Origin of the sequence: Methylobacterium sp. 190mf, from assembly GCF_900107945.1 — a bacterium.
Lineage (GTDB): Bacteria > Pseudomonadota > Alphaproteobacteria > Rhizobiales > Beijerinckiaceae > Methylobacterium.
The window spans coordinates 78031-97337 of record NZ_FNVI01000009.1; the positions used below are offsets into that span (position 1 = coordinate 78031).

At 70.0% G+C, this 19307-nt stretch carries 19 protein-coding genes and 1 tRNA gene; 5 read left to right on the plus strand and 15 right to left on the minus strand.

The annotated features are described in order from the left end of the window. Positions 1-25: 25 nt before the first annotated feature. The 5 genes from sdhD to C4T42_RS12680 form a co-directional block, all read right to left on the minus strand. Positions 26-445, minus strand: coding sequence for a succinate dehydrogenase, hydrophobic membrane anchor protein (sdhD, locus tag C4T42_RS12660; protein ID WP_042674306.1), 420 nt, complete (start codon positions 443-445; stop codon positions 26-28). Between the two features lie 10 nt (positions 446-455). After that, a complete protein-coding gene (sdhC, locus tag C4T42_RS12665; RefSeq protein ID WP_091924687.1) occupies positions 456-857 on the minus strand; it encodes a succinate dehydrogenase, cytochrome b556 subunit in 402 nt (133 codons plus the stop codon). A gap of 129 nt (positions 858-986) precedes the next feature. Then, complete coding sequence (locus tag C4T42_RS12670) at positions 987-2288, minus strand: SLC13 family permease (RefSeq protein WP_091978061.1); 1302 nt, start codon at positions 2286-2288, stop codon at positions 987-989. A gap of 224 nt (positions 2289-2512) precedes the next feature. Next, the gene (locus tag C4T42_RS31490) at positions 2513-3091 is read right to left on the minus strand and encodes a hypothetical protein (RefSeq protein ID WP_146073999.1); all 579 of its coding nucleotides are present in this window, start codon (positions 3089-3091) and stop codon (positions 2513-2515) included. Positions 3092-3246: 155 nt separating this feature from the next. Then, a complete protein-coding gene (locus tag C4T42_RS12680; RefSeq protein ID WP_103985187.1) occupies positions 3247-4740 on the minus strand; it encodes an AMP nucleosidase in 1494 nt (497 codons plus the stop codon). Between the two features lie 125 nt (positions 4741-4865). On the opposite strand from C4T42_RS12680, the gene tsaA reads away from it, so the two are divergent. Together tsaA and C4T42_RS12690 are read left to right on the plus strand one after the other, a co-directional pair. Next, positions 4866-5375, plus strand: a complete 510-nt coding sequence (gene tsaA, locus C4T42_RS12685) for a tRNA (N6-threonylcarbamoyladenosine(37)-N6)-methyltransferase TrmO (RefSeq protein WP_103985211.1) — start codon at positions 4866-4868, stop codon at positions 5373-5375. Then, positions 5372-6064, plus strand: coding sequence for a GDSL-type esterase/lipase family protein (locus C4T42_RS12690; protein ID WP_103985188.1), 693 nt, complete (start codon positions 5372-5374; stop codon positions 6062-6064). Before tsaA ends, C4T42_RS12690 begins: the two co-directional genes overlap by 4 nt. A gap of 129 nt (positions 6065-6193) precedes the next feature. On the opposite strand, the gene guaA is transcribed toward C4T42_RS12690, so the two are convergent. The 8 genes from guaA to C4T42_RS12730 all read right to left on the minus strand — a co-directional run bounded on the left by guaA (position 6194) and on the right by C4T42_RS12730 (position 13096). Further along, positions 6194-7750 carry a glutamine-hydrolyzing GMP synthase gene (guaA, locus tag C4T42_RS12695; protein WP_091924678.1) on the minus strand — a complete coding sequence of 519 codons (1557 nt, stop codon included), beginning with the start codon at positions 7748-7750 and terminating at the stop codon, positions 6194-6196. A gap of 187 nt (positions 7751-7937) precedes the next feature. Next, positions 7938-8357, minus strand: coding sequence for a hypothetical protein (locus C4T42_RS12700; protein WP_020091761.1), 420 nt, complete (start codon positions 8355-8357; stop codon positions 7938-7940). Then, positions 8354-8689 (minus strand): hypothetical protein, encoded by a 336-nt coding sequence (locus tag C4T42_RS12705; protein ID WP_091924676.1) that lies wholly within the window; start codon positions 8687-8689, stop codon positions 8354-8356. The genes C4T42_RS12700 and C4T42_RS12705 overlap by 4 nt, the downstream gene beginning before the upstream one ends. A 296-nt stretch (positions 8690-8985) precedes the next feature. Next, the gene (locus C4T42_RS12710; RefSeq protein WP_091924674.1) at positions 8986-10353 is read right to left on the minus strand and encodes an MFS transporter; all 1368 of its coding nucleotides are present in this window, start codon (positions 10351-10353) and stop codon (positions 8986-8988) included. A gap of 108 nt (positions 10354-10461) precedes the next feature. Next, positions 10462-11217, minus strand: a complete 756-nt coding sequence (locus C4T42_RS12715) for an NADPH-dependent F420 reductase (protein WP_091924672.1) — start codon at positions 11215-11217, stop codon at positions 10462-10464. Then, a complete protein-coding gene (locus C4T42_RS12720) occupies positions 11207-12112 on the minus strand; it encodes an aldo/keto reductase (RefSeq protein ID WP_100252973.1) in 906 nt (301 codons plus the stop codon). Before C4T42_RS12720 ends, C4T42_RS12715 begins: the two co-directional genes overlap by 11 nt. 114 nt (positions 12113-12226) lie before the next feature. After that, positions 12227-12565: a hypothetical protein gene (locus tag C4T42_RS12725; RefSeq protein WP_056521301.1), complete on the minus strand. Its 339-nt coding sequence runs from the start codon at positions 12563-12565 to the stop codon at positions 12227-12229. A gap of 75 nt (positions 12566-12640) precedes the next feature. Further along, positions 12641-13096, minus strand: coding sequence for a CHRD domain-containing protein (locus C4T42_RS12730; protein ID WP_103985189.1), 456 nt, complete (start codon positions 13094-13096; stop codon positions 12641-12643). Between the two features lie 259 nt (positions 13097-13355). On the opposite strand from C4T42_RS12730, the gene C4T42_RS12735 reads away from it, so the two are divergent. Together C4T42_RS12735 and C4T42_RS12740 are read left to right on the plus strand one after the other, a co-directional pair. Next, positions 13356-13432, plus strand: a tRNA-Met gene (locus C4T42_RS12735). Between the two features lie 519 nt (positions 13433-13951). Then, positions 13952-17197, plus strand: a complete 3246-nt coding sequence (locus C4T42_RS12740) for a PAS domain S-box protein (protein ID WP_103985190.1) — start codon at positions 13952-13954, stop codon at positions 17195-17197. Positions 17198-17460: 263 nt separating this feature from the next. Here C4T42_RS12740 and C4T42_RS12745 read toward each other — a convergent pair whose 3' ends face one another. Further along, positions 17461-18117 (minus strand): antibiotic biosynthesis monooxygenase, encoded by a 657-nt coding sequence (locus tag C4T42_RS12745; RefSeq protein WP_020091752.1) that lies wholly within the window; start codon positions 18115-18117, stop codon positions 17461-17463. Positions 18118-18186: 69 nt separating this feature from the next. After that, positions 18187-18423, minus strand: coding sequence for a hypothetical protein (locus tag C4T42_RS12750; protein WP_103985191.1), 237 nt, complete (start codon positions 18421-18423; stop codon positions 18187-18189). Between the two features lie 172 nt (positions 18424-18595). Between C4T42_RS12750 and C4T42_RS12755 the strand changes: the two genes are divergently transcribed. Further along, complete coding sequence (locus C4T42_RS12755; protein WP_103985192.1) at positions 18596-19291, plus strand: helix-turn-helix transcriptional regulator; 696 nt, start codon at positions 18596-18598, stop codon at positions 19289-19291. Positions 19292-19307: the final 16 nt, after the last annotated feature.

The window sequence follows — 19307 nt, forward strand, 5'->3', positions numbered from 1 at the left end:
CTCCTCGAGATCGATGTTGGCGGGGTCAGGCCGGCTGTCCGAAGCCGATGCGCAGGACCGCGTAGAGGCAGGCGACGGCCACGACGACCGCGTAGGCGTTGTTGGCGAACACCGCCGCGATCTTCGTCGCCGGCGCGTGCACGTAGTCCTCGATGATCACCTGCATGCCGAGGCGCATGTGGACCGTGACCGACAGTAGCGCCAGGATCAGGAGGATCGACACCAGAGGGGTCGCGACGAGGAGCCGCGCCTCCGGGTAGCCGCGGCCCGCCATCTTGGCGATGATCACCACGAAGCTCAGCATCAGCACGACGTTGGCGACGGCGGTCAGCCGCTGCAGCCACCAGTGCCCGGCGCCGTGATGGGAGACGCCGAGGCCGCGCACGCGGGCGCGCGGCGTGCGGATCGAGACGCGCGTGTCCTGCCGGACCTCTTCCTTAGCCATGTCGTCCTCCTCAGCGGACCAGAAGGGCGACCGCCCAGATGACGAGGGTGAGGGCCACCGAGCCGATCAGCGTCAGCCGGGCCATCGAGAGGCGCTTCTCCCGGTCGAAGCCGACGCCGGTGTCCCAGATCAGGTGCCGGATGCCGCCGAGCATGTGGTGCATCAGGATCCACGTGTAGATGAACAGGATCAGGCGCCCGAAGATCGAGCCGAAGAACCCGGCCACGTAAGAGTAGCCGGCCGGTCCCGAGGCCAGAGCCACGAGCCAGATCGCGACGAGAGCAGTCCCGCCGTAGAGCGCGGTGCCGGTGATGCGGTGGAACACCGACATCGCCATCGTCCAGGTCCAGCGATAGATCTGGAGATGCGGCGACATGGGCTGAGCCACTGTCGGGCGGGCGGTGGGTGCCATCGTGTTGAAGCCTCGCAGCTGCGAACTGGACCGTCTCTAATCTGGTAGCGCTAGAGCCTGAGCGGGCAACCCGCAATCCGTCATGGTGCGGCGCAATGTGCCCTCTGGGGCGACACTTTGCCGATTCTGTCACTTCAGCTGTCCCAGGAGGCGCCACCACGCGTAGTCGAGCGGCGCCGCCACGAGGAGCGACAGGAAACCGAAGCTCAGGGTGAGCCGGGTCGCGTCCCGGAGACGGACCCGCCCGAGCTCGCTGGCGAACACGATCGGGGGCGCCTGATAGGGGAAGAACAGAGTCGAGTAGCCGATCACCTGCAGCGAGACGACCGCGAAGGGTGACAGGCCGCTCGCCTCCGACATCTCGCCCGCGAGCGCCGTGTACAGGGCCGGGGCGCCGTTGGCGGTGACGAGGAGGGTCAGCACCGTGGCGATGCCGGTGAGCACCGCGAAGTTCTGCGTCGGCGCGTCGTGCGCCAGGGGGGCGACGGTCAGCAGCAGATGGCCGAGGCGCTCGCCGAGCCCGGTCTCGTTGACGAGGGCGACGAGGCCGAGCAGCGCCGCGATGTAGAAGCAGGTCCGCAGGTTCACCTGTTGGAACGCCTCCGGCGGCAGGACCCCGATCCGCGGCAGCAGGCAGACGACCGCGGCGGCGAGGCCGACCCAGGCGGGGGCAAGGCCGTGGAGGCTGTCGGTCATCCAGAGGATCAGCGTGCAGGCGAGGATCACCGCGAGGCGCCGCTCGGGCGCGGACAGCGGGGGAAGGTCCGGCAGGGCCGGAGCGGCGGAGCCGAGGTTGTCCGGGAACAGCCGGACGATGAGGCCGACGAGCAGCACGCCCTTCACCAGCGCCAGGACCGGGGCATGCAGGAGGAAGTAAGAGAGGTACGACAGGTGCAGGCCGAGCAGGTGCTCGGCCGAGCCGGCCATCACGAGGTTCGGGACGTTGGCGGGCAGGATCGCCGCAGAGAGGATCGGGGTGGCGAGGCCGACGGCTAGGACCGCACCCGTCCGCCCCGGGCGCCCGGCCGCGAGGCCGAAGGCGTCGCAGAGTGCGAGGGTGACGGGGATCATCAGGGCAATGCGGCCCAGATTCGACGGCATGACGAAGGCGATGAGGAAGCTCAGCGTCACCAGCCCAGCGATGAAGCGGCCGTAGGAGCCGGAGAGCCGCAGGGCGAGGGTGCGCGCCATCCGGGCGCCCAGGCCGGTCCGGGTCATGCCCTGCCCCACTACCATGCCGGACAGGACCAGCCAGAACGCGGAGGACGAGAAGCCCGAGAACACCGTCGCGGCCGAGCCGAGACGCAGCAGCATCGCCAGTCCGAAGAAGGCGAGTGCCGTGACGATCTCGGGCAGCAGCGCGGTCGCCCACAGGCCCATGCACAGCACGAGCAGCCCCGCCGTCGCCGCAACCAGTCCCTCGCCGCTCACCGCGATCGTCCCCGCACCACGCTACGCCGGAAGCGGCATCCTCATCGGATTGGAACGGTTCGCAATTCGGGACTTGTTGAGCGAGCCTTCGCCTGCGGCGAAGGCTGTGGATCCGGTGGGCCGATCTGGCCCAGGGGTCCTCACGACATTGCCCGACCGAAGGCCGGCCGGGCGTCGCGCGGTTTCGAGGATGCGCCGCGGGGACGAGACCCGCGCCGCCTGCCTCAGTAGCCGTAGCCGTAGGAGCCGTTGCAGGCAGCCGGGTCGTAGGCGCCGTAGCCGTAAGTGTAGGCGCAATTGTCGTAGCCGTAGTCGAGACCGCCCAGGCCGTAACCGACGCCGAGGCCGAGCCCGAGGCCGGCAAGTCCGTAGCCGACGCCGCGTCCGTAGCGGTGGCCGTAATAGCCGCGGTTGACGAAGCCGCGACCGGCGATCCCGCGGTTCCCGACCCCGCCGAACCGGCTGGCCTGGTTATATCCGCCGGCCCGCAGGCCGCCGGTCCGGCTGCCGCCGACGCCGGCCACGCCGAGCCCGGCCCCGCGGAAGCCAACGCCCAGTCCGCCGACCCGCGCCCCGCCGACGCCGTTCTGGAAGGCGCCGCCGCCGAAGCCGCCGTTCCGGAACGCCCCGCCGCCGACACTGCCGCCGCGGAAGCCGCCGCCGAAACCGCCACCGTGGAAGCCGCCCCCGCCGAATCCGCCGCCGTGGAAGCCACCGCCGCCGAAGCCGCGGGCATCGGCGACGGTCGGCGCGAACGCGACGGCTGTCAGGAGGGCGGTGGAGACGAGTGCGATACGAGTCATGGGAAAGCTCAGCCTGCTGTGTGGTGCTTTAACCACTCAACCCGGCTCTAAGGCGGCTGTATCCAAGCTTGAGTATGACCGATGGCGTGGCAGTCGGTCGCTGAGTTGGCGATATGTACGTCGGGCTCGAACGTCACCCTGGACTTCATGAAGTCTCACCGGAAGGGCGGTTCATCGAAACTGCGCAGCTTGCGCGAGTGGAGACCTTGCCGATCGGCCCGAAGAACGTCGAGGGCCGCCAGCCCGACCCGGAGGTGCTCCGAGACGGCCCGATCGTAGAAGGCGTTGGCGGCACCCGGCAGCTTGATCTCGCCGTGGAGCGGCTTGTCTGAGACGCAGAGCAGCGCGCCGTAGGGAACGCGCAGGCGGAAGCCCTGGGCGGCGACCGTGCCGCTCTCCATGTCCACCGCCACGGCGCGGGACTGGTTGATCCGACGCCGCTCCTGGCTGAAGCGCAGTTCCCAGTTGCGATCGTCGTAGGTCACCACCGTGCCGGTGCGCAGGCGCCGCTTGAGCGCGTCAGCCTGCTCGCCCGTCACCGCGGCGGCGGCGTCCTGAAGGGCGACCTGCACCTCGGCGAGGGCCGGCACCGGCACGTCCGGCGGCACGAGCTCGTCGAGGATCCGGTCGCGGCGGAGGTAGGCGTGCGCCAGCACGTAGTCGCCGATGGTCTGCGACTGCCGCAGGCCGCCGCAATGGCCGACCATCAGCCAGCAATCCGGGCGCAGCACCGCGAGGTGGTCGGTGATCGTCTTCGCGTTCGAGGGGCCGACGCCGATATTGACCAGCGTCGTGCCCTGCTGGGTCCCGTCGGAATCGCGCGCCACCAAGTGGTAGGCCGGCATCTGATGGCGATGCCAGGGCGAGGCGGCGATCACAGCGGCCGGGTCTGCATCCACCGCCTCGGCACGGGTCACGGACACGCCGCCCGGCAGGACCAGCCGCTCGAACCCCTCCGCGCCCGAGGCGAGCCGCTCCAAGCCGTGGCGGACGAACTGGTCGACGTAGCGGTGATAGTTGGTGAGCAGGATCCAGGGCTGGACGTCGCGCCAGTCGCAGCCGGTGTAATGGACGAGGCGCCGGAGCGAGTAATCGACCCGAACCGCGTCGAACAGCGCCAGGGGCAGCGGCTCGCCAGGGATCTGGTCGAACAGCCCGTCCGCGATCTCGTCGCCCACGAGCGACAGGAGCGGCACCGGGAAATAGGTGGCGAGGTCCGCGCCGTCGACGCTCCGCCCGCGCGCGTCCAGCCCGGCCTCCAGCACGTAGGGATAGGGAATCTCCTGCGCGCTGAGACCGACCTCGAGGGCGATGCCGTAGTCGGCGATCAGCGGCTCCAGCTGGCGGGTCAGGTACGTCCGGAAGAATTCCGGATGCGTGATTGTGGTGGCGTAGGTGCCGGCGGCCTGGAGCTTGGCGGTGGCGCGCCGGACCCGGGGCAGCGGCCCGTCCGGGCGGTAGCTGATCCGTAGTTCCGGGTAGCGGAAGGCGAGACGCTCCGTGGCGTCCGGCGGCGGCCCGCCGGCGAGGTAGCGCTCCAGCGCGGTCCGCAGGGCGCCGGCCGCGTCGTCGTAGAGCTCGACCAGCCGGTCGATGGCGGTCGCGGCATCCGCCACCGCCTGCATCGGCCGCAATTCCCGCTCGATCATGTCGCCTCCGTTCCTGCTGCCGGATCTACACCCCGCGCCATCCGGGGGCGAGATGCGGGGTTGCGAGCCGCGGACACATGGCCGACAAGCCGGCCGGCGCGGAGCGCGGCGGCGAGGACGCGGGCATGGACACGGGGCTGGACGCGGATGAGTTCGGGACCCGTCCCGGTGAAGAGAGGGCCGCCCTGCCCGCGACCTTCGACGCGGGCCTCCACTTCATCGGCCGGCTGCGCACGCCCTGGCAGGCGCGGTCCGACTGTCCGAAGAACGGCCTGCAGGCCGACGGAATCTGCACCGTCGAGGTCGATCCGGCCTACGCCCCCGGCCTGCGCAACGTCACGGGCTGCACGCACCTGATCCTCCTCTACTGGATGGACCGGGCGACCCGCGGCCTCGTGATCCAGCGGCCGCGCCACGCCGACGGCCCCAGGGGCACGTTCTCCCTGCGCTCGCCCGCCCGTCCCAACCCGATCGCCCTGTCGGTCGTGGAACTGCTCGGCCGCGACGGCGACACGCTCCGCGTGCGCGGGCTCGACTGCCTCGACGGCACGCCGCTCCTCGACATCAAGCCCTACTTCGCCTCGACGGACGCGCGGCCCGACGCCCGGGTCGACCGGGCCGGGGCCGAGCCGTGAAGCGCGTCGTTTCCCTCGTTCTCGGCGGGCTCGCCCTCCTGGCGATCGGCGGCTTCGCCGGGTGGCGCCTGCATCGGCCGGGGGCCGACGCGCGGGCCTACGCCGAGATGCGCCTGATCGCCGTGCAGGTCAGCCTCGACGAGGCGCCGCCGGACTACGTGTTCTGGGCCGGCGATTCCCAGGTGGAGTTGCAGCCCGGGAGCCAGCGGCCCTGCGGGCTCGACTTCCTCAACGGCGGGATCAGCGGCGCGACCGCGGGCAGCTACGCGGACTACCTCGCGCGCCTGACCTTCAAGGTGCAGCCGCGGCTCGCGGTCCTGACCATCGGGACCAACGACATCTTGGTGAAGAACAACCCGCAGCTGCACAAGCCGACGGAGCAGTTCGAGGCCGCCACCGAGACGATCGTCAAGCGGCTGCAGACCCTCAGCCCGCGCGTCGTGGTGACCGCCCTCCCCCCGGTCGGTCGCGAGATCGGCAAGCTGGTCGATGCCGGCGCGGTCGCGGATTACTCGCGCCGGTTGCAGAACCTCTGCGGGCGGCTCGGCTGCGTCTTCGCGGATCCGTTCGCAGCCCTGCGCGACGGCGATACGGGCTACGCCAAGCCCGGCGCCCTGCGCGACGGGCTGCACCTCGCGGCATTCCGGCCGGCGCTGAGGGCGGTCGAGCCGGCGCTCTGCACCCCGTGAGGGCCGGCGCCGCGTCGTTGCGAGCGGTGCGTAGCAATCCAGGAGCGCGTCACGGATCGAAGCGTCACGCTGCCCTGGGTCGCTTAGCTCCGCTCGCGATGACGGCGCGGGATCGGGCCGGACGCCGGCTCATTCCCACTCGATCGTGCCGGGCGGCTTCGAGGTGATGTCGTAGGTCACCCGGTTGATGCCCTTCACCTCGTTGATGATCCGGGTCGCGACCCGGCCCAGGAAGGCCATGTCGAACGGGTAGAAGTCGGCGGTCATGCCGTCGACCGAGGTGACGGCGCGCAGCGCGCAGACGTGGTCGTAGGTGCGCCCGTCGCCCATCACGCCGACGGTCTTCACCGGCAGGATCACCGCGAAGGCCTGCCAGATCGTGTCGTAGAGGCCGGCCTGCCGGATCTCGTCGAGGTAGATCGCGTCGGCCTTGCGTAGGGCTTCCAGCTTCTCGCCGGTGATCGTGCCGGGGCAGCGGATCGCCAGGCCCGGGCCCGGGAACGGGTGGCGGCCGACGAAGCCCTCGGGCAGGCCGAGCTCCTTGCCGAGCACCCGGACCTCGTCCTTGAACAGCTCGCGCAGCGGCTCCACGAGCTTCATGTCCATGCGCTCGGGCAGGCCGCCGACGTTGTGGTGGCTCTTGATCGTCACGGACGGACCGCCGGTGAACGACACGCTCTCGATCACGTCGGGGTAGAGCGTGCCCTGCGCGAGGAACTTCGCCCCGCCGATCTTCTTTGATTCAGCCTCGAAAACGTCGATGAACAGGCGGCCGATAGTCTTGCGCTTGATTTCCGGGTCGCTGACGCCCTCCAGAGCCGCGAGGAACATCCCCGATGCCTCCACGTGGACCAGCGGGATGTTGTAGTGGTCGCGGAACAGCGCCACGACCTGCTCGGCCTCGCCGAGGCGCAGGAGCCCATGGTCGACGAACACGCAGGTCAGCTGATCGCCGATCGCCTCGTGGATCAGCACCGCCGCCACGGCCGAATCGACGCCGCCCGACAGGCCGCAGATCACCTTCTCGGAGCCGACCTGCTCGCGGATCTTAGCGATGGCCTCTTCGCGGTAGGCGCCCATGGTCCAGTCGCCCGAGCAGCCCGCGACGTCGCGCACGAAGTTGCGGATCAGCAGGGCGCCGTGGGGCGTGTGCGCCACCTCCGGGTGGAACTGGACCGCGTAGTAGTTGCGGGCCTCGTCGGCAACCGCCGCGAAGGGGGCGTTCCTGGAGATCGCCACGGTGGTGAAGCCGTCCGGCAGCTTGGTGACGCGATCACCGTGGCTCATCCAGACCGGGTATTTCTCGCCCTTGTGCCAGACGCCCTTGAACAGCGGGCAGTCGGCCAGGATCTCGACCTCGGCGCGGCCGAACTCCGCGTGGTGGCCGCCCTCGACGGCGCCGCCGAGCTGGGCCGCCATGGTTTGCTGGCCGTAGCAGATGCCGAAGACCGGGACGCCCGAATCGAACACGAGCTGGGGCGCGCGGGGCGAGGCCTCGACGGTAACCGATTCGGGGCCGCCGGAGAGGATCACGCCCTTGGGCTTCTGCTCGCGGAACGCGGCCTCGGCCTTCGTGAAGGGCACGATCTCGCAGTAGACGCCCTCCTCCCGCACGCGGCGGGCGATGAGCTGCGTCACCTGAGAGCCGAAATCGACGATCAGGATCTTGTCGTGGTCGGTGTTCATCGCGGGCGATTATCCGAAGCCCGCGGCGCGTGCAACGCACAAGTCCGGATTGTCCGGCCTTCCGACGTGCCGTCACCGACGGAATGCCGGACCCGAACGTCAGGTCCCGCGCGTCGCCGTCGCCCCGTCGGTGCCGGCGCGGCCAGCCGCGCGCGGCGGTCTCGGCTGGCCCGACGCGCGCCAGCTCTCAGTCGAAGTTGCGGACCTTGGCCGAGCCACCGAGGCTGATCGCGGGCTTCGCGGCGGCGCCGGCGAGGCTCACCTTCTTCTGGCCGGGCGGGGTCTTGGCGCGCAGCTGCGGGGCGGGCTCGGGAGTCGGTCGCGACGGCTTCAAGTGCGCCTGGCCGTGGATCACCGAGCCGATCTCCCCCGCCACGCGGATCAGGTCGTCGCGCTCGCAGGAACGAGCGACCTTTAGCCCGAGCTTGTGCATGTGGCTCTTGCCGTAGAGGTAGGCGGCGAGCTGCGCGCGCTTCAGCGGCGGGATCTGCTCCAGGATCAGCGGCAGGTCGAAGTCGTCGGCCCGGTACACGGAGCCCAGAACCTCGAGGGTCACCGGGCAATCGACTTCGGGCTCGGCGCCGCTGGTCGGATGCGCTTGCGTCATGGATGCCTCTCGGAGGTCGATGGATCGGGACCGGGCTCGGATGCCCCGGAGCCGGGGTCGAGTTCAACCCCTATCGGAACGGTGAGGTTCGCAATCCTGTCCTGCGCGGGCGCAGGCGTCGGTGGCGGGACCGGTTCGGGCTTCCAGGCGCCCAGGCAGCCGGTGCAGACCGATTCGATCACCGCGCGGGCATGGGCCTGCCGACGGGCCCAGAGCATCTCCCGGGCGAGGCGCGCCGCCTCGGCGTCCGGCAGCGGGCGGATGCGGATGAAGAGCGGCTCCTGCGCGGCGACGGGTGCCGGTGTCAGGGCGAGGAGCCCGAGCAGCGCCATCGCGGGATCGGCGGCACGCCACCGGCGCCGCGGCGCCGACCATGCAGGTCCCGCCATGTCACTCTCCCGCCCGGAACGAGCGCGATACCTCACCCGTCAGGGTAAACCGCCTCTTAACGGCCGCCGCGGCCGCGCGGAACTTCACCTCGGGAAGCCGGTAGAACCAGGGGGGACCGAGCGGGAGACGGCTTGATGCCTCAGATGTTCGACTGGATCTTCTTCGCGATCATGCTGCCGTTCCCGGCCTACCTGGTCTGGGACTTCATGCGGCATCGATAGGCGGGGCGAAACGGCGCTCACCCGCCGGGCGCAGCGGCCGCACGGCCGACCGGCGCGGTCCGTTCGGGCTCGATGCCCGGCTCCGCCGCCTGCTCGGCCCGCCGCCGCTCCTGCGCGCGCCCGAGCCAGACGCTGTTCACGAGCCACGCCATCGACAGCGGGATCGCGGCGCCGGCCACGCTGGCGCTGCCGAGCCCCATGCCCTGGATGCCGGTGAACGACCACGCGCCGACCTGATCGCCCAACCGGTAGACCACCGTGTCGATGAAGCTCTTCGCCTTGTAGCGGTCCTCCCGGGGGACGACGGTGAACAGCACCTCGCGCACCGGCCGGGCGATCGCGAAGTTCCCGGCCCGGCGGAGCACCTGGAACGCCACGATGACGCCGATCGTCGGCCAGAGCGCGAGCGCCGCGAAGCCGAGGATGCTGAAGGCCGGGAGGATCGCCAGCGTCAGGGCGACGCCGATTCGGTTCACGATCCGGCCGGTGAGGAACAGCTGGATGCCCAGCGTGAGGACGTTCACCGCGAGGTCGACGCTGGCGAAGAATGCCGTCTGCGCGCCGCGGTCCGGGAAGCTCCGCTTCGCGATGCCCGCCTGCTCGAAGTACAGGAACGTCGAGGTCACCGAGAACAGCAGCAGGAACAGCGAGATGTTGAGTAGGTAGGGCGACGCGAGGGTCCGGGTGACGCCGGCGAGCACGCTGCCGCCGATCGTCCGGTCCTGCCCGTCCTCGGCGCCCCCGTCGCGGCCCGGCACCTCGTGCAGCTGCGTCGACAGCGCGGCGAGCCCGCGCATGCAGAACACCGCGATCTCGAGGAGCACCACCGCGCACAGCATCAGGCCCCAGGTCGGGACGTTCTTGGCCAAGATCGCCGTGGTCGCCGAGCCCGCGATGGCGCCGAGCGTCGCGCCGGCCGCGATGAAGCCGAACAATCGCTTGCCCTGGGCGTTCGAGAACACGTCGACGATCGTCGCCCAGAAGATCGAGACCACGAACAGGTTGAAGATCGACAGCCAGACGAAGAACACTCGGCCGATCCACACGCCCCACTCGGCGGGCGCGAGGTAGAGCGTCAGCGCGAACGCTAGGATGTTGGCCGCGAAGAACCGATAGGTGATCGGCACGAACCGCGCCCGCGGCATCCGTTTCACCAGGTAGGCGAAGGGCAGGTTGAGGGCGAGCATCCCCAGGAGGGTGGCGGTGAACAGCCAGGGCAGGTTCTCGATGCCGCCGGCGACGCCCATCTGGTCCCGGATCGGGCGCAGGACGTAGTAGGCGGCCAGGATCGAGAAGATGTAGGCCCACGACCAGGCCAGCGCCCGGCCCTCGCCGGGCTGAACGTCGATCAGGCGCGCGAGCGTGCCGCGGGCGGGTTCAGGCATGGGCCGATCTCACCGGAATGGGCTTCTTCCCCGGACGGGCCTCCCTCGGGGAAGGCTCGGTCGGACCCCTCGCCGTTGCGGGGCCCGGCAAGGGGCCGGGCGACGCGCCTACTTCGCCAGTCCGAGTTTCTCGCGCATCTCCGGCGCGGTTACGTCGTGACCGAAGCCCGGGCTGCCCATGGCGAACTTGTCGGCATCCTTGAGCGGGCCGACCACCACCGGGTCGAACCCGGCATCGCGGACGAGGCCCTCGGCGACCTTCAGCGCCTCCGGGTCGTCCCCGGCGATCGGGATCGCCATCCGCCCGCCCGCACGACCCTTGCCGCCGTCCGCGCCCTCCTTGGCGAAGATCTTGTAATTGGCCGCGTTGAAGGCGCGCACGATCTTGGCGCCGGGGAAGTACTTGGCCGAGGTCGCGCCGATCCCGCTGGCCTGGACCTCGTCGTAGAGCGCGCCGTCGCGCTTCTGCGTGGCGTTGCCGGCATCGAGGACGACCTTCCCCTTGAGGGACGGGCCGATCTCCTTCGCGAGGTCCGGATAGGCCTTGTAGGGGACGGCGATGAACACGGCGTCGCCGAACTTGATCGCCTCCTCGGGCGTGCCGGCCCTGGCCTTGGGCCCGAGCTCCGAGACCATCGCGGCGAGCTGCTCCGGGTGGCGGGAGGCGAACATGACCTCGTGGCCGTCCTTGACCCAGAGCGACCCGATCGTGCCGCCGATGTTCCCGGCGCCGATCACGCCGATCCGGATCTTCTTCGCGTCGTCCTGGGCCGCGGCGGGCACGGCCGCGGGAAGAGCGGCGGCCACGGCGAGGCCAACCGCGAGGGCGAGCGCCGCGCGGCGCGAGGTGAGATCAGACCGCATCGATGAACGTCTCCATCTGCTTGCGCTGCGCCGCGTCGGGCAGCTTGCCCCGCGCGGCCCCGAGGTTGTCCTCGACATAGGCGGCCTTCGCCATGCCGGGGATCGGGCAGGTCACGGCCGGGTTGCCGAGCACGTATTTCAGGAAGAACTGCGGCCAGCTCGCGCAGCCGAGATCCTTGGCGACCGCCGGCAACTCCTTGCCCTGGACCGCCTTGAACAGGCGATCGCGGCCGAAAGGCACGTTGGTCATCACCGCCACGCCGCGATCCGCGGCCAGCGGGAGCACGCGCTCCGCGGCGGCACGGTTGTCGATGGCGTAGTTCACCTGAATGAAGTCGAGGCTCTCGCGCTTCATGACGGCCTCCAGGGCGTCGAGCTGGTTGTCGCGCCAGACCGTGACGCCGACGTACCGGACGCGCTTCTGCGCTTTCAGATCGCGCAGGACCGCCAGATTCCCGGTCACGTCGATCAGGTTGTGGACCGCCACCAGGTCGAGGGTGTCGACCTTCATGCGCTTCAGCGATCGGTCGAACTCCGCCAGCGTCGCGTCGCGGCCGGTCGTGTCGACCTTGCTGGCGAGGAAGATCTTCTGGCGCAGGCCGGGCTCCGCCAGGATCAGGCCGAGGACGTCCTCGGCGGTGCCGTAGCTCGGGGCCGTGTCGATCACCGATCCGCCGAGTGCGACGAAGGTCTTCACCGCCTCCTTCAGGGGCGCCACCGCCTCGGGCGTCGGCTCGACCTCGTAGCGCCGGGACGTGCCGATCCCGATGGCCGGGAGCGTCTCGCCGGTGGAGGGTATCGGGCGGCGGATCAGCGGCTCGGCCGCCGCGGCGAGGCGGCCGGCGAGCGGGGCGATAGCGGCTGCGGCGATGACGGCGCGACGGGATACGGGCATGGCCGGCCTCCGACGGATTCAGGACCCGCCGGGAGATAGGGCGCGTCCGCGCTCTGTGTATTCTTAATTCTCACGCTTCCGCGAGGGATGCGCGCTGCACCTTCGAGGCTCGGGCTAATCTTCCTCGGGCGGGTCCTCGAATTCCGCGCCCTCGGTATCGGGGGCGATGCGGAACCGGTACTCGTCGATCGCCAGGAACGCCCGGTGGGCGACCTGCGGGTCGATCCCGTCGCGGACGACCAGGGTCTGGAAGTCGATGAACAGGCGCGCGACGCGGGCCTCCTCCGTCAGGGTGGCCAGGGCGGACGAGCTCGCGCCGGCGCGCATCATGTAGCGCTTGGCCTCTCCGGCCGCGTCTGGCGCGGGCAGAACGACGACCTGCCCGGCGGTTTCCGGCTTCAGTTCCGCCCAGCGGACGGGCGTCCAGGCGATGATGGCGTCGGTGTGCTTCATCGAAGGCTCCGGCAGGTGGACGGGGATCCGCCTACCGGGCGCGGCCGGGAACGTCGAGGCTCCCGGCGTTCCGGATCAGGGTGCGCGCTCCATCTGGCCACGGATCTCGCCCTTCGGGTTCGCGGCGGTGTGGAGGTTGAAGTAGACCTTCCCCGCCTCGAGATCGGCGGCCTTGGCGTCGTCGAGGGTCGCCTCGCCGGTGAAGGGGCTGCTCGCCGCCGTCACCGGCACGAGCACGCCGGCATTCTCGCCCGCCTTGGCCGGCCCGTGGAAATGGGCGGCCGTGACGGGCCCGGTGAGGCCGCTGTACTGGCCCGACCAGATCAGGCGCTTGGTGGCGGGATCGAAGGTCGCGGTGATCTCGCCCTTGCCGGAGGACGCGGTTGCCGGCACCTCGCTGCCGCCGGTGAGCGCCGCGCGGTAGGTGACGTCCTTGCCCGCGGCGAATGCCGGACCCGTGGCGAGCGGCACCCCGAGGACGAGAAGGGCGGCGAGGCTGGTGGTCCAGCGATGGCTCTTGCGCGCTGTCATCGAACGCTCCGCGATCTGACGGGCCGTCGAGCGGCCCGTGCCAAACCTAGCGGGCCGGTACGGGTCGGACATGGCGGACGGGCTGTCGCCGAGCGATTCTCGGTGACAGCCAAGCGTTTCCCTCCCGCGCGCGACGGCACGCGGCCTGCCCGACCTCCGGAGGCGCGATTTGCTCACGGGAAGACGTTGACACGGCACGCCCGCTCTTCCTATACCGCCGCCACTGCACGCATCGTCTCGATGGACGGTCGCGGCTCGTGGCGGGGTAGCTCAGCTGGTTAGAGCAGAGGAATCATAATCCTTGTGTCGGGGGTTCAAATCCCTCCCTCGCTACCAACAGTTTCATTAGTCGACGTCTATAAATTTCAAGTCTCATCTGAGCGTGCCGACCTCTGTGTCGGATCTGGGCCGCAGCCGGAACGCTGATCCTGAGGATCGCAAATCCTTCCGCGAGCGGCCGGTCTCCAGCACAATCAGTTCTTCGCTCGAGCGCTTCGGTCGCACGCGAAGCCACTCACTTTTCAATCCCGTCTCGCTTGCCGCGAAGCAATGGACGTCTGGACTTGCTTCAGGATCTTGTACGGCTTGCTTTCGAGGACGGGGATCGGCGCGTCGAGCGCTACCGACCTTTCGATCTCGGCCGGCCCGACAGCTGATCGGGTCGCGACCCTTTAAGGCAGGCGAAGGTTGATGCCGGCGAACATCGTCCCGTCTTGAAAGTTCAGGACGGTGTCCGTCCATCGCATGACGCGGCGGCCACGATTGCCAGGCGGACCGCGGCTGCCGGTCCGGACCGGCGGGCGACCGTGATCTCTCCAAACGGAACCGGCCGGGACTGGATGGCTTGGCCTCCTGATGCACGACTTCGAAGAGACGCCGGCCATTCGGGAGACGGTGAAATCGATCGGCCCGGACGTCGGCGCGATGTCGCGCGCGCAACTTGAGGCGGAGGTGCTGCGCCTGCGCTCGAGGCTGCCGGAGGCAGGGGGCGAGACCGTCGGCCGGGAGGTGCGCCCAGTGCATCGGACCGCCGGGCAGGACGCGCCAGCGAGCGACTGGCGCCACCGGGTCGTCTTCGACAACGTCAGGGACTTCGCCATCGTCGTCACCGACCGCGACGGCTCGGTCATCGACTGGAACCCCGGCGCCGAGCGGATCTTCGGTTGGACGGCGGAGGAGATGCGCGGGCAGCCCGCCGACCGGATCTTCACGCCCGAGGACCGTGCGGAGGGGCGCCCTGAGGCCGAGATGCGGCTCGCGACGAGCGAGGCGCGCGCCTCCGTCGAGCGCTGGCACCTCCGCAAGGACGGCAGCCGCGTCAGGACGTCGGGCGAGATGATGCCGCTGCTCGACGAAGCCGGTGCGCATCGCGGGTTCACCAAGATTGTCCGCGACCGCACGGCCGAGCACGAGGCCGCAAGGGCGCTGAGGGAGCGCGAGGCCCACCTCCGGCATACCGTCGAATTGAATCCCCAGGTGCCGTGGACCTGCGACCCGGCGGGCAATATCACCTCATACTCGAACCGCTGGCTGGAACTGACGGGCCAGGCACCCGGCGAACCCGACGGCGCGGGCTGGATGAAGGCCCTGCATCCGGAGGACGTCCCCCACACGGTCGCGGTGTTCTCGGCCTGTCTCGCCTCGGGCGAGCCGGTCGACGTGGACTATCGCATCAACATCGCGGCGACCGGCACGTACCGCTGGATGCGGGCGCGCGCGCGTCCCCGCCGCGACGGAGCCGGCGCCATCGTGGCCTGGTACGGGGTGGTTGAGGACATCCACGACCGCCGCCTGGCCGAGGCGGCGCTGCAGGAGAGCGAGGCCCGTTACCGGACGCTCTTCGAGACGGTCGAGGTCGGGTTCTGCATCCTCATGATGCGGTTCGACGCGGACGGACGGGCGGTCGATTACCTGATCGAGGAGGCCAATCCGGCCTTCGCCCGGCAGACGGGCGCCGACGTGGCCGGCCGCTGGGTCAGCACGTTCGCGCCCGACCTCGAACGGCACTGGTTCGACAGCTACGGCCGCGTCGCCCTGACCGGGGAACCCGCCCATTTCGAGAACTACGCCGCCGTGTTCGGGCGCTGGTTCGACGTGCGTGCGCACCGGGTCGGGGACCCGCGCGACCACCGCGTCGCGGTCTTCTTCAGCGACATCACCGCGCGCAGGAGCGCCGAGTTGCTGGCGGAGGCCAGCGCGCGCGAGCTCCGGCTCATCACCGACGCGCTGCCGGTGCTGATTGCGTTCATCGACGCCGGCCACGTCTACCGCTTCGCCAACGAGGCCTACAAGGACTGGTTCTCCGCCCCGCCTGGCGAGGTCGTCGGACGCGATGTCCGCGAGCTGCTCGGCCCGGCCGCCTACGCCGTGCGGCGACCCTTCATCGATCGGGCGCTCGGGGGTGAGCCCGTCACCTTCGAGACGGACTGGCCGCACCGCGACGGGCGCCACCGCGTCGCCGAGATCCGCTACCTGCCGCGACGGACCTCCGGCGGCCGCGTCGACGGTTTCCACGTCTTCGTGCAGGACGTGACCGTCCGGGTGCAGACGGAGGCCGACCTCGCCCGCCAGGTCGCCGCCCGGACCGCCGAGCGCGACCAGATCTGGCAGGCCTCGTCCGACCTGCTCTGCGTGGCCAACCTCGACGGCTACTTCGTCGGCCTCAACCCGGCTTGGTCGCGAACTCTCGGGTGGACCGACGCCGACATGAAGGCGCGGCCGTTCCTCGATTTCGTCCACCCCGACGACGTCGCGTCGACCGTGGCGGCGGCGGGGGGACTGTCGCGCGGGGAGGCCCAGCTCACGTTCGAGAACCGCTACCGCCGCAAGGACGGCAGCTATGTCTGGCTGTCCTGGAACGCGGTGCCCCGCGACGGGCTGATCTACTCGTCCGTGCGCGACGTGACCGAGATCAAGCAGCAGGCCGAGGCGCTGGCCAAGACGGAGGAGGCTCTGCGGCAGTCGCAGAAGATGGAGGCGGTCGGCCAGCTGACCGGCGGCCTCGCGCACGATTTCAACAACCTGCTCGCGGGCATCTCCGGTTCCCTGGAACTCATGCAGACCCGGATGAGCCAGGGGCGGATGGGCGACCTTGACCGCTACATGAGCGTCGCCCAGGGCGCGGCCAAGCGGGCCGCCGCCCTGACGCATCGCCTGTTGGCCTTCTCCCGCCGCCAGACCCTCGACCCCAAGCCCACCAACGTGAACCGCCTCGTCCACGACATGGAGGAGTTGGTCCGGCGCACCGTCGGTCCGGCCGTCCACTTGGAGGTCGTCGGTCTTGCGGGGCTGTGGCCGGCGCTGATCGACCCGGGCCAGCTGGAGAACGCGCTGCTCAACCTGTGCATCAACGCCCGCGACGCGATGCCGGACGGCGGTCGCATCACCATCGAGACCGCCAACAGGTGGATCGACGAGGTCGGCGGCCGCCAGCACGACCTCGCGCCCGGCCAGTATCTCGGCGTCTGCGTGACCGACACCGGCACCGGCATGGCGCCGGACCTGATCGGAAAGGTGTTCGAGCCGTTCTTCACCACAAAGCCCACCGGCGAGGGCACGGGCCTCGGCCTGTCTATGGTTTACGGCTTCGCCAAGCAGTCCGGCGGGCAGGTGCGGATCTACTCCGAGGTCGGCGCGGGGACGACCGTCTGCCTCTACCTGCCGCGGCACTACGGCGAGGCCGACGAGGACGCGGTCGCGCGCAGGCTTTCCGAGGTCGAGCAAGCGGGCCAGGGCGAGACGGTGCTGATCGTCGACGACGAGCCCTCGGTGCGCATGCTGGTCACCGAGGTGCTGGAGGACCTGGGCTACACCGCCATCGAGGCCGCCGACAGCGTCGCCGGCCTGAAGGTGCTGCAGTCGGACGTGCGCATCGATCTGCTGGTGACGGATGTCGGCCTGCCGGGGGGCATGAACGGGCGACAGATGGCGGACGCCGGCCGCGAGCGGCGACCGGACCTGAAGGTGCTGTTCATCACCGGGTACGCGGAGAACGCCGTGCTCGGGAACGGCTACCTTCGGCCCGGGATGCAGGTCTTGACCAAGCCGTTCGTGCTGGAGACCCTCGCCTCCCGCATCAAGGACCTCATCGCCGAGACTTGAACCCCCTCGTCCGAAAGGGCCGCGCCCCCAGAGGGCAGCCGACTGCTCGTGCAACGGAAGCGGGCGAGCCCTGGGGTGCCGCCAGCGAGGTGACCGCCTCGGGGATCGGTCGCCTCGTCCGTGATCCGGTTCCCCGGGCCGGTCGCGCACATGATCGCAGGGCAGGCCGCGGGACGACCGCGTCGTGCCACCGGGTCCGCATTCGCGAGACCGATGACGGAGCGACGCCGAAGGTGTTGATGCTCGGTTCTCGTCGTCGGGCCCTATCCCGGGGCTTGCACGGCCGGGTGATATTGCGGGCTCTCACGCCGGTCGAACATCCCGTAGTCGCGAATGATCCGAACGGCTCGGAGGCGCGTGCCGGCGACTGATGAGACGGCGTTCGCCGCGCCGGCATCTCTCCACGACAGCAGCACCAGCACCTTTCCCGGATTGGTGAAGGAATCGAACGCGTCCCAACTCACCAGCCCCTCGGTCCGCTGGTCGAGACCGAGCATGGCCATGAGGTCGACATCGAAGGGCGTGGGCCGGTCCGCCGACATCGCCTCCGACAGTGTACAGGCCTTGGCTTGGCCGACTTCCGTCTCATCGAGGCGTTGCTCGCGGACCCGATGTCCCGCCGGCGGGTGGGTGTCAGCCGTCACCTCGCCGACGCGGAGATGGTAGTCCGCGAACACCTCGGACCGGCCTTTCCCCTGGATCAGGTGATGACCGGCATGGGTGCGCCAGCGGATCACCGACTTCTCGTCCCGCCACGTCGAGTGCGAAAGGACCCAGCCCGGCCGCGTCCGGCTCGTGAAGCGCTCGTTGTCGATGAAGCCGTCGATGCCCTCGAGTTCAGGCTTCAGCACGCGCGCGTGTTCCAGATAGGCGTCCTTGCGACCGTCGCCGGGTCGGACTTCGAAGATGACGGAGAACATGGGCTCCTCCCTGGGTGTCGATACGGTTCAAGCCGGGACCGGCTCACTCAGACATGTGGTGGAGGCTCGTCAGAGGGCCCTACGCCCGGCCTCGAGATGCATCAGATGCGTGCCGCGCCCGAGCTTGATGTCACGCCGGTCCGGGGTGCCGGAGAAGGCATCGAGCAGCCACGCGGCGTCGGTCGTCAGACCGTCCCGCTCACCCCGGAACTGGGGAGACAGCCGGCGAAGGAACAGTGTGGGCCCGGATCGCGGATCTTCGATCCAATGATGCTCCTGCGTGTCGTCCATCTTATCGGGCGTCATGGGCATACCTCCTGCCGTGGCTGGCGAACCCTGGGCACAGACGTGGCGCGGTTCTCTAGCTTCTCGCTCCCACTCTGATCCGGAGATCCCGGCCGAGTCAGCCGTAAACGCTTCGGTCCAAACCGAAGCGTCGTCGGATGCGGCGGGCGTTGAGCGCGTGTAGGTTCAGCTCATGACGCAGGGTCCTGCACTCTCCGAGATCGGCGCGCTCGTCGGAGATCCCAGCCGCGCCAATATCCTGTCGACCTTGATCGACGGGCGAGCGCTGACCGCGACCGAACTGGCCTGGACGGCCGGCGTCGCGCCAGCCACCGCGAGCGAGCACCTGACGAAGCTCGTGGCCGGCGGCCTGCTCACGGTGTCGCGCCAAGGTCGGCACCGATACTTCCGCCTCGCCTCCGTCGAGGTCGCCCGCATGCTCGAGGCCATGATGGTGATCGCGAACCGGGGCGAGCCGGAGGAAGCGTCGCGCCGAGCGACGCCGCGGATCGATCCAGCCTTGCGCGAGGCCCGCACCTGCTACGATCACCTCGCCGGACGGCTCGGCGTCGGGATCGCCGATGCGCTGGTCGCACGGGGACTGATCGTCCTGGGCGAGGAGGCGGGTGAAGTGACCGCATCCGGCGGTGCGTGGCTGGCCGCGTTCGGTGTCGAAGTCGAACCGGCCGGACGAACCCGCCGCCTGCTCTGCCGCCCCTGCCTGGACTGGAGCGAGCGGAGACCGCACCTCGCCGGCCGTCTCGGAGCCGCCCTGTGCCGCCGCTGCGAGGATCTCGGGTGGATCGAGCGTCAGCGCGACGGGCGCGCCATCCGCGTGACCGAGAGGGGAAGACTCGGCTTCGAGAGCGAGTTCGGCTTGGTCGAGTGACGGTCGGTCGTGATCC

Bases quoted from the DNA above. Each gene is read 5' to 3' on its own strand.
- C4T42_RS12750 (WP_103985191.1), bottom strand. From the start codon at position 18,423: ATGACGCCCGATAAGATGGACGACACGCAGGAGCATCATTGGATCGAA.
- C4T42_RS12720 (WP_100252973.1), bottom strand. From the start codon at position 12,112: ATGCCCGTATCCCGTCGCGCCGTCATCGCCGCAGCCGCTATCGCCCCG.
- C4T42_RS12725 (WP_056521301.1), bottom strand. From the start codon at position 12,565: ATGAAGCACACCGACGCCATCATCGCCTGGACGCCCGTCCGCTGGGCG.
- C4T42_RS12755 (WP_103985192.1), top strand. From the start codon at position 18,596: ATGACGCAGGGTCCTGCACTCTCCGAGATCGGCGCGCTCGTCGGAGAT.
- guaA (WP_091924678.1), bottom strand. From the start codon at position 7,750: ATGAACACCGACCACGACAAGATCCTGATCGTCGATTTCGGCTCTCAG.
- C4T42_RS12680 (WP_103985187.1), bottom strand. From the start codon at position 4,740: ATGATCGAGCGGGAATTGCGGCCGATGCAGGCGGTGGCGGATGCCGCG.
- sdhC (WP_091924687.1), bottom strand. From the start codon at position 857: ATGGCACCCACCGCCCGCCCGACAGTGGCTCAGCCCATGTCGCCGCAT.
- C4T42_RS31490 (WP_146073999.1), bottom strand. From the start codon at position 3,091: ATGACTCGTATCGCACTCGTCTCCACCGCCCTCCTGACAGCCGTCGCG.
- C4T42_RS12715 (WP_091924672.1), bottom strand. From the start codon at position 11,217: ATGCGGTCTGATCTCACCTCGCGCCGCGCGGCGCTCGCCCTCGCGGTT.
- C4T42_RS12730 (WP_103985189.1), bottom strand. From the start codon at position 13,096: ATGACAGCGCGCAAGAGCCATCGCTGGACCACCAGCCTCGCCGCCCTT.
- C4T42_RS12710 (WP_091924674.1), bottom strand. From the start codon at position 10,353: ATGCCTGAACCCGCCCGCGGCACGCTCGCGCGCCTGATCGACGTTCAG.
- C4T42_RS12700 (WP_020091761.1), bottom strand. From the start codon at position 8,357: ATGACGCAAGCGCATCCGACCAGCGGCGCCGAGCCCGAAGTCGATTGC.
- tsaA (WP_103985211.1), top strand. From the start codon at position 4,866: ATGGACACGGGGCTGGACGCGGATGAGTTCGGGACCCGTCCCGGTGAA.
- C4T42_RS12705 (WP_091924676.1), bottom strand. From the start codon at position 8,689: ATGGCGCTGCTCGGGCTCCTCGCCCTGACACCGGCACCCGTCGCCGCG.
- sdhD (WP_042674306.1), bottom strand. From the start codon at position 445: ATGGCTAAGGAAGAGGTCCGGCAGGACACGCGCGTCTCGATCCGCACG.
- C4T42_RS12745 (WP_020091752.1), bottom strand. From the start codon at position 18,117: ATGTTCTCCGTCATCTTCGAAGTCCGACCCGGCGACGGTCGCAAGGAC.
- C4T42_RS12740 (WP_103985190.1), top strand. From the start codon at position 13,952: ATGCACGACTTCGAAGAGACGCCGGCCATTCGGGAGACGGTGAAATCG.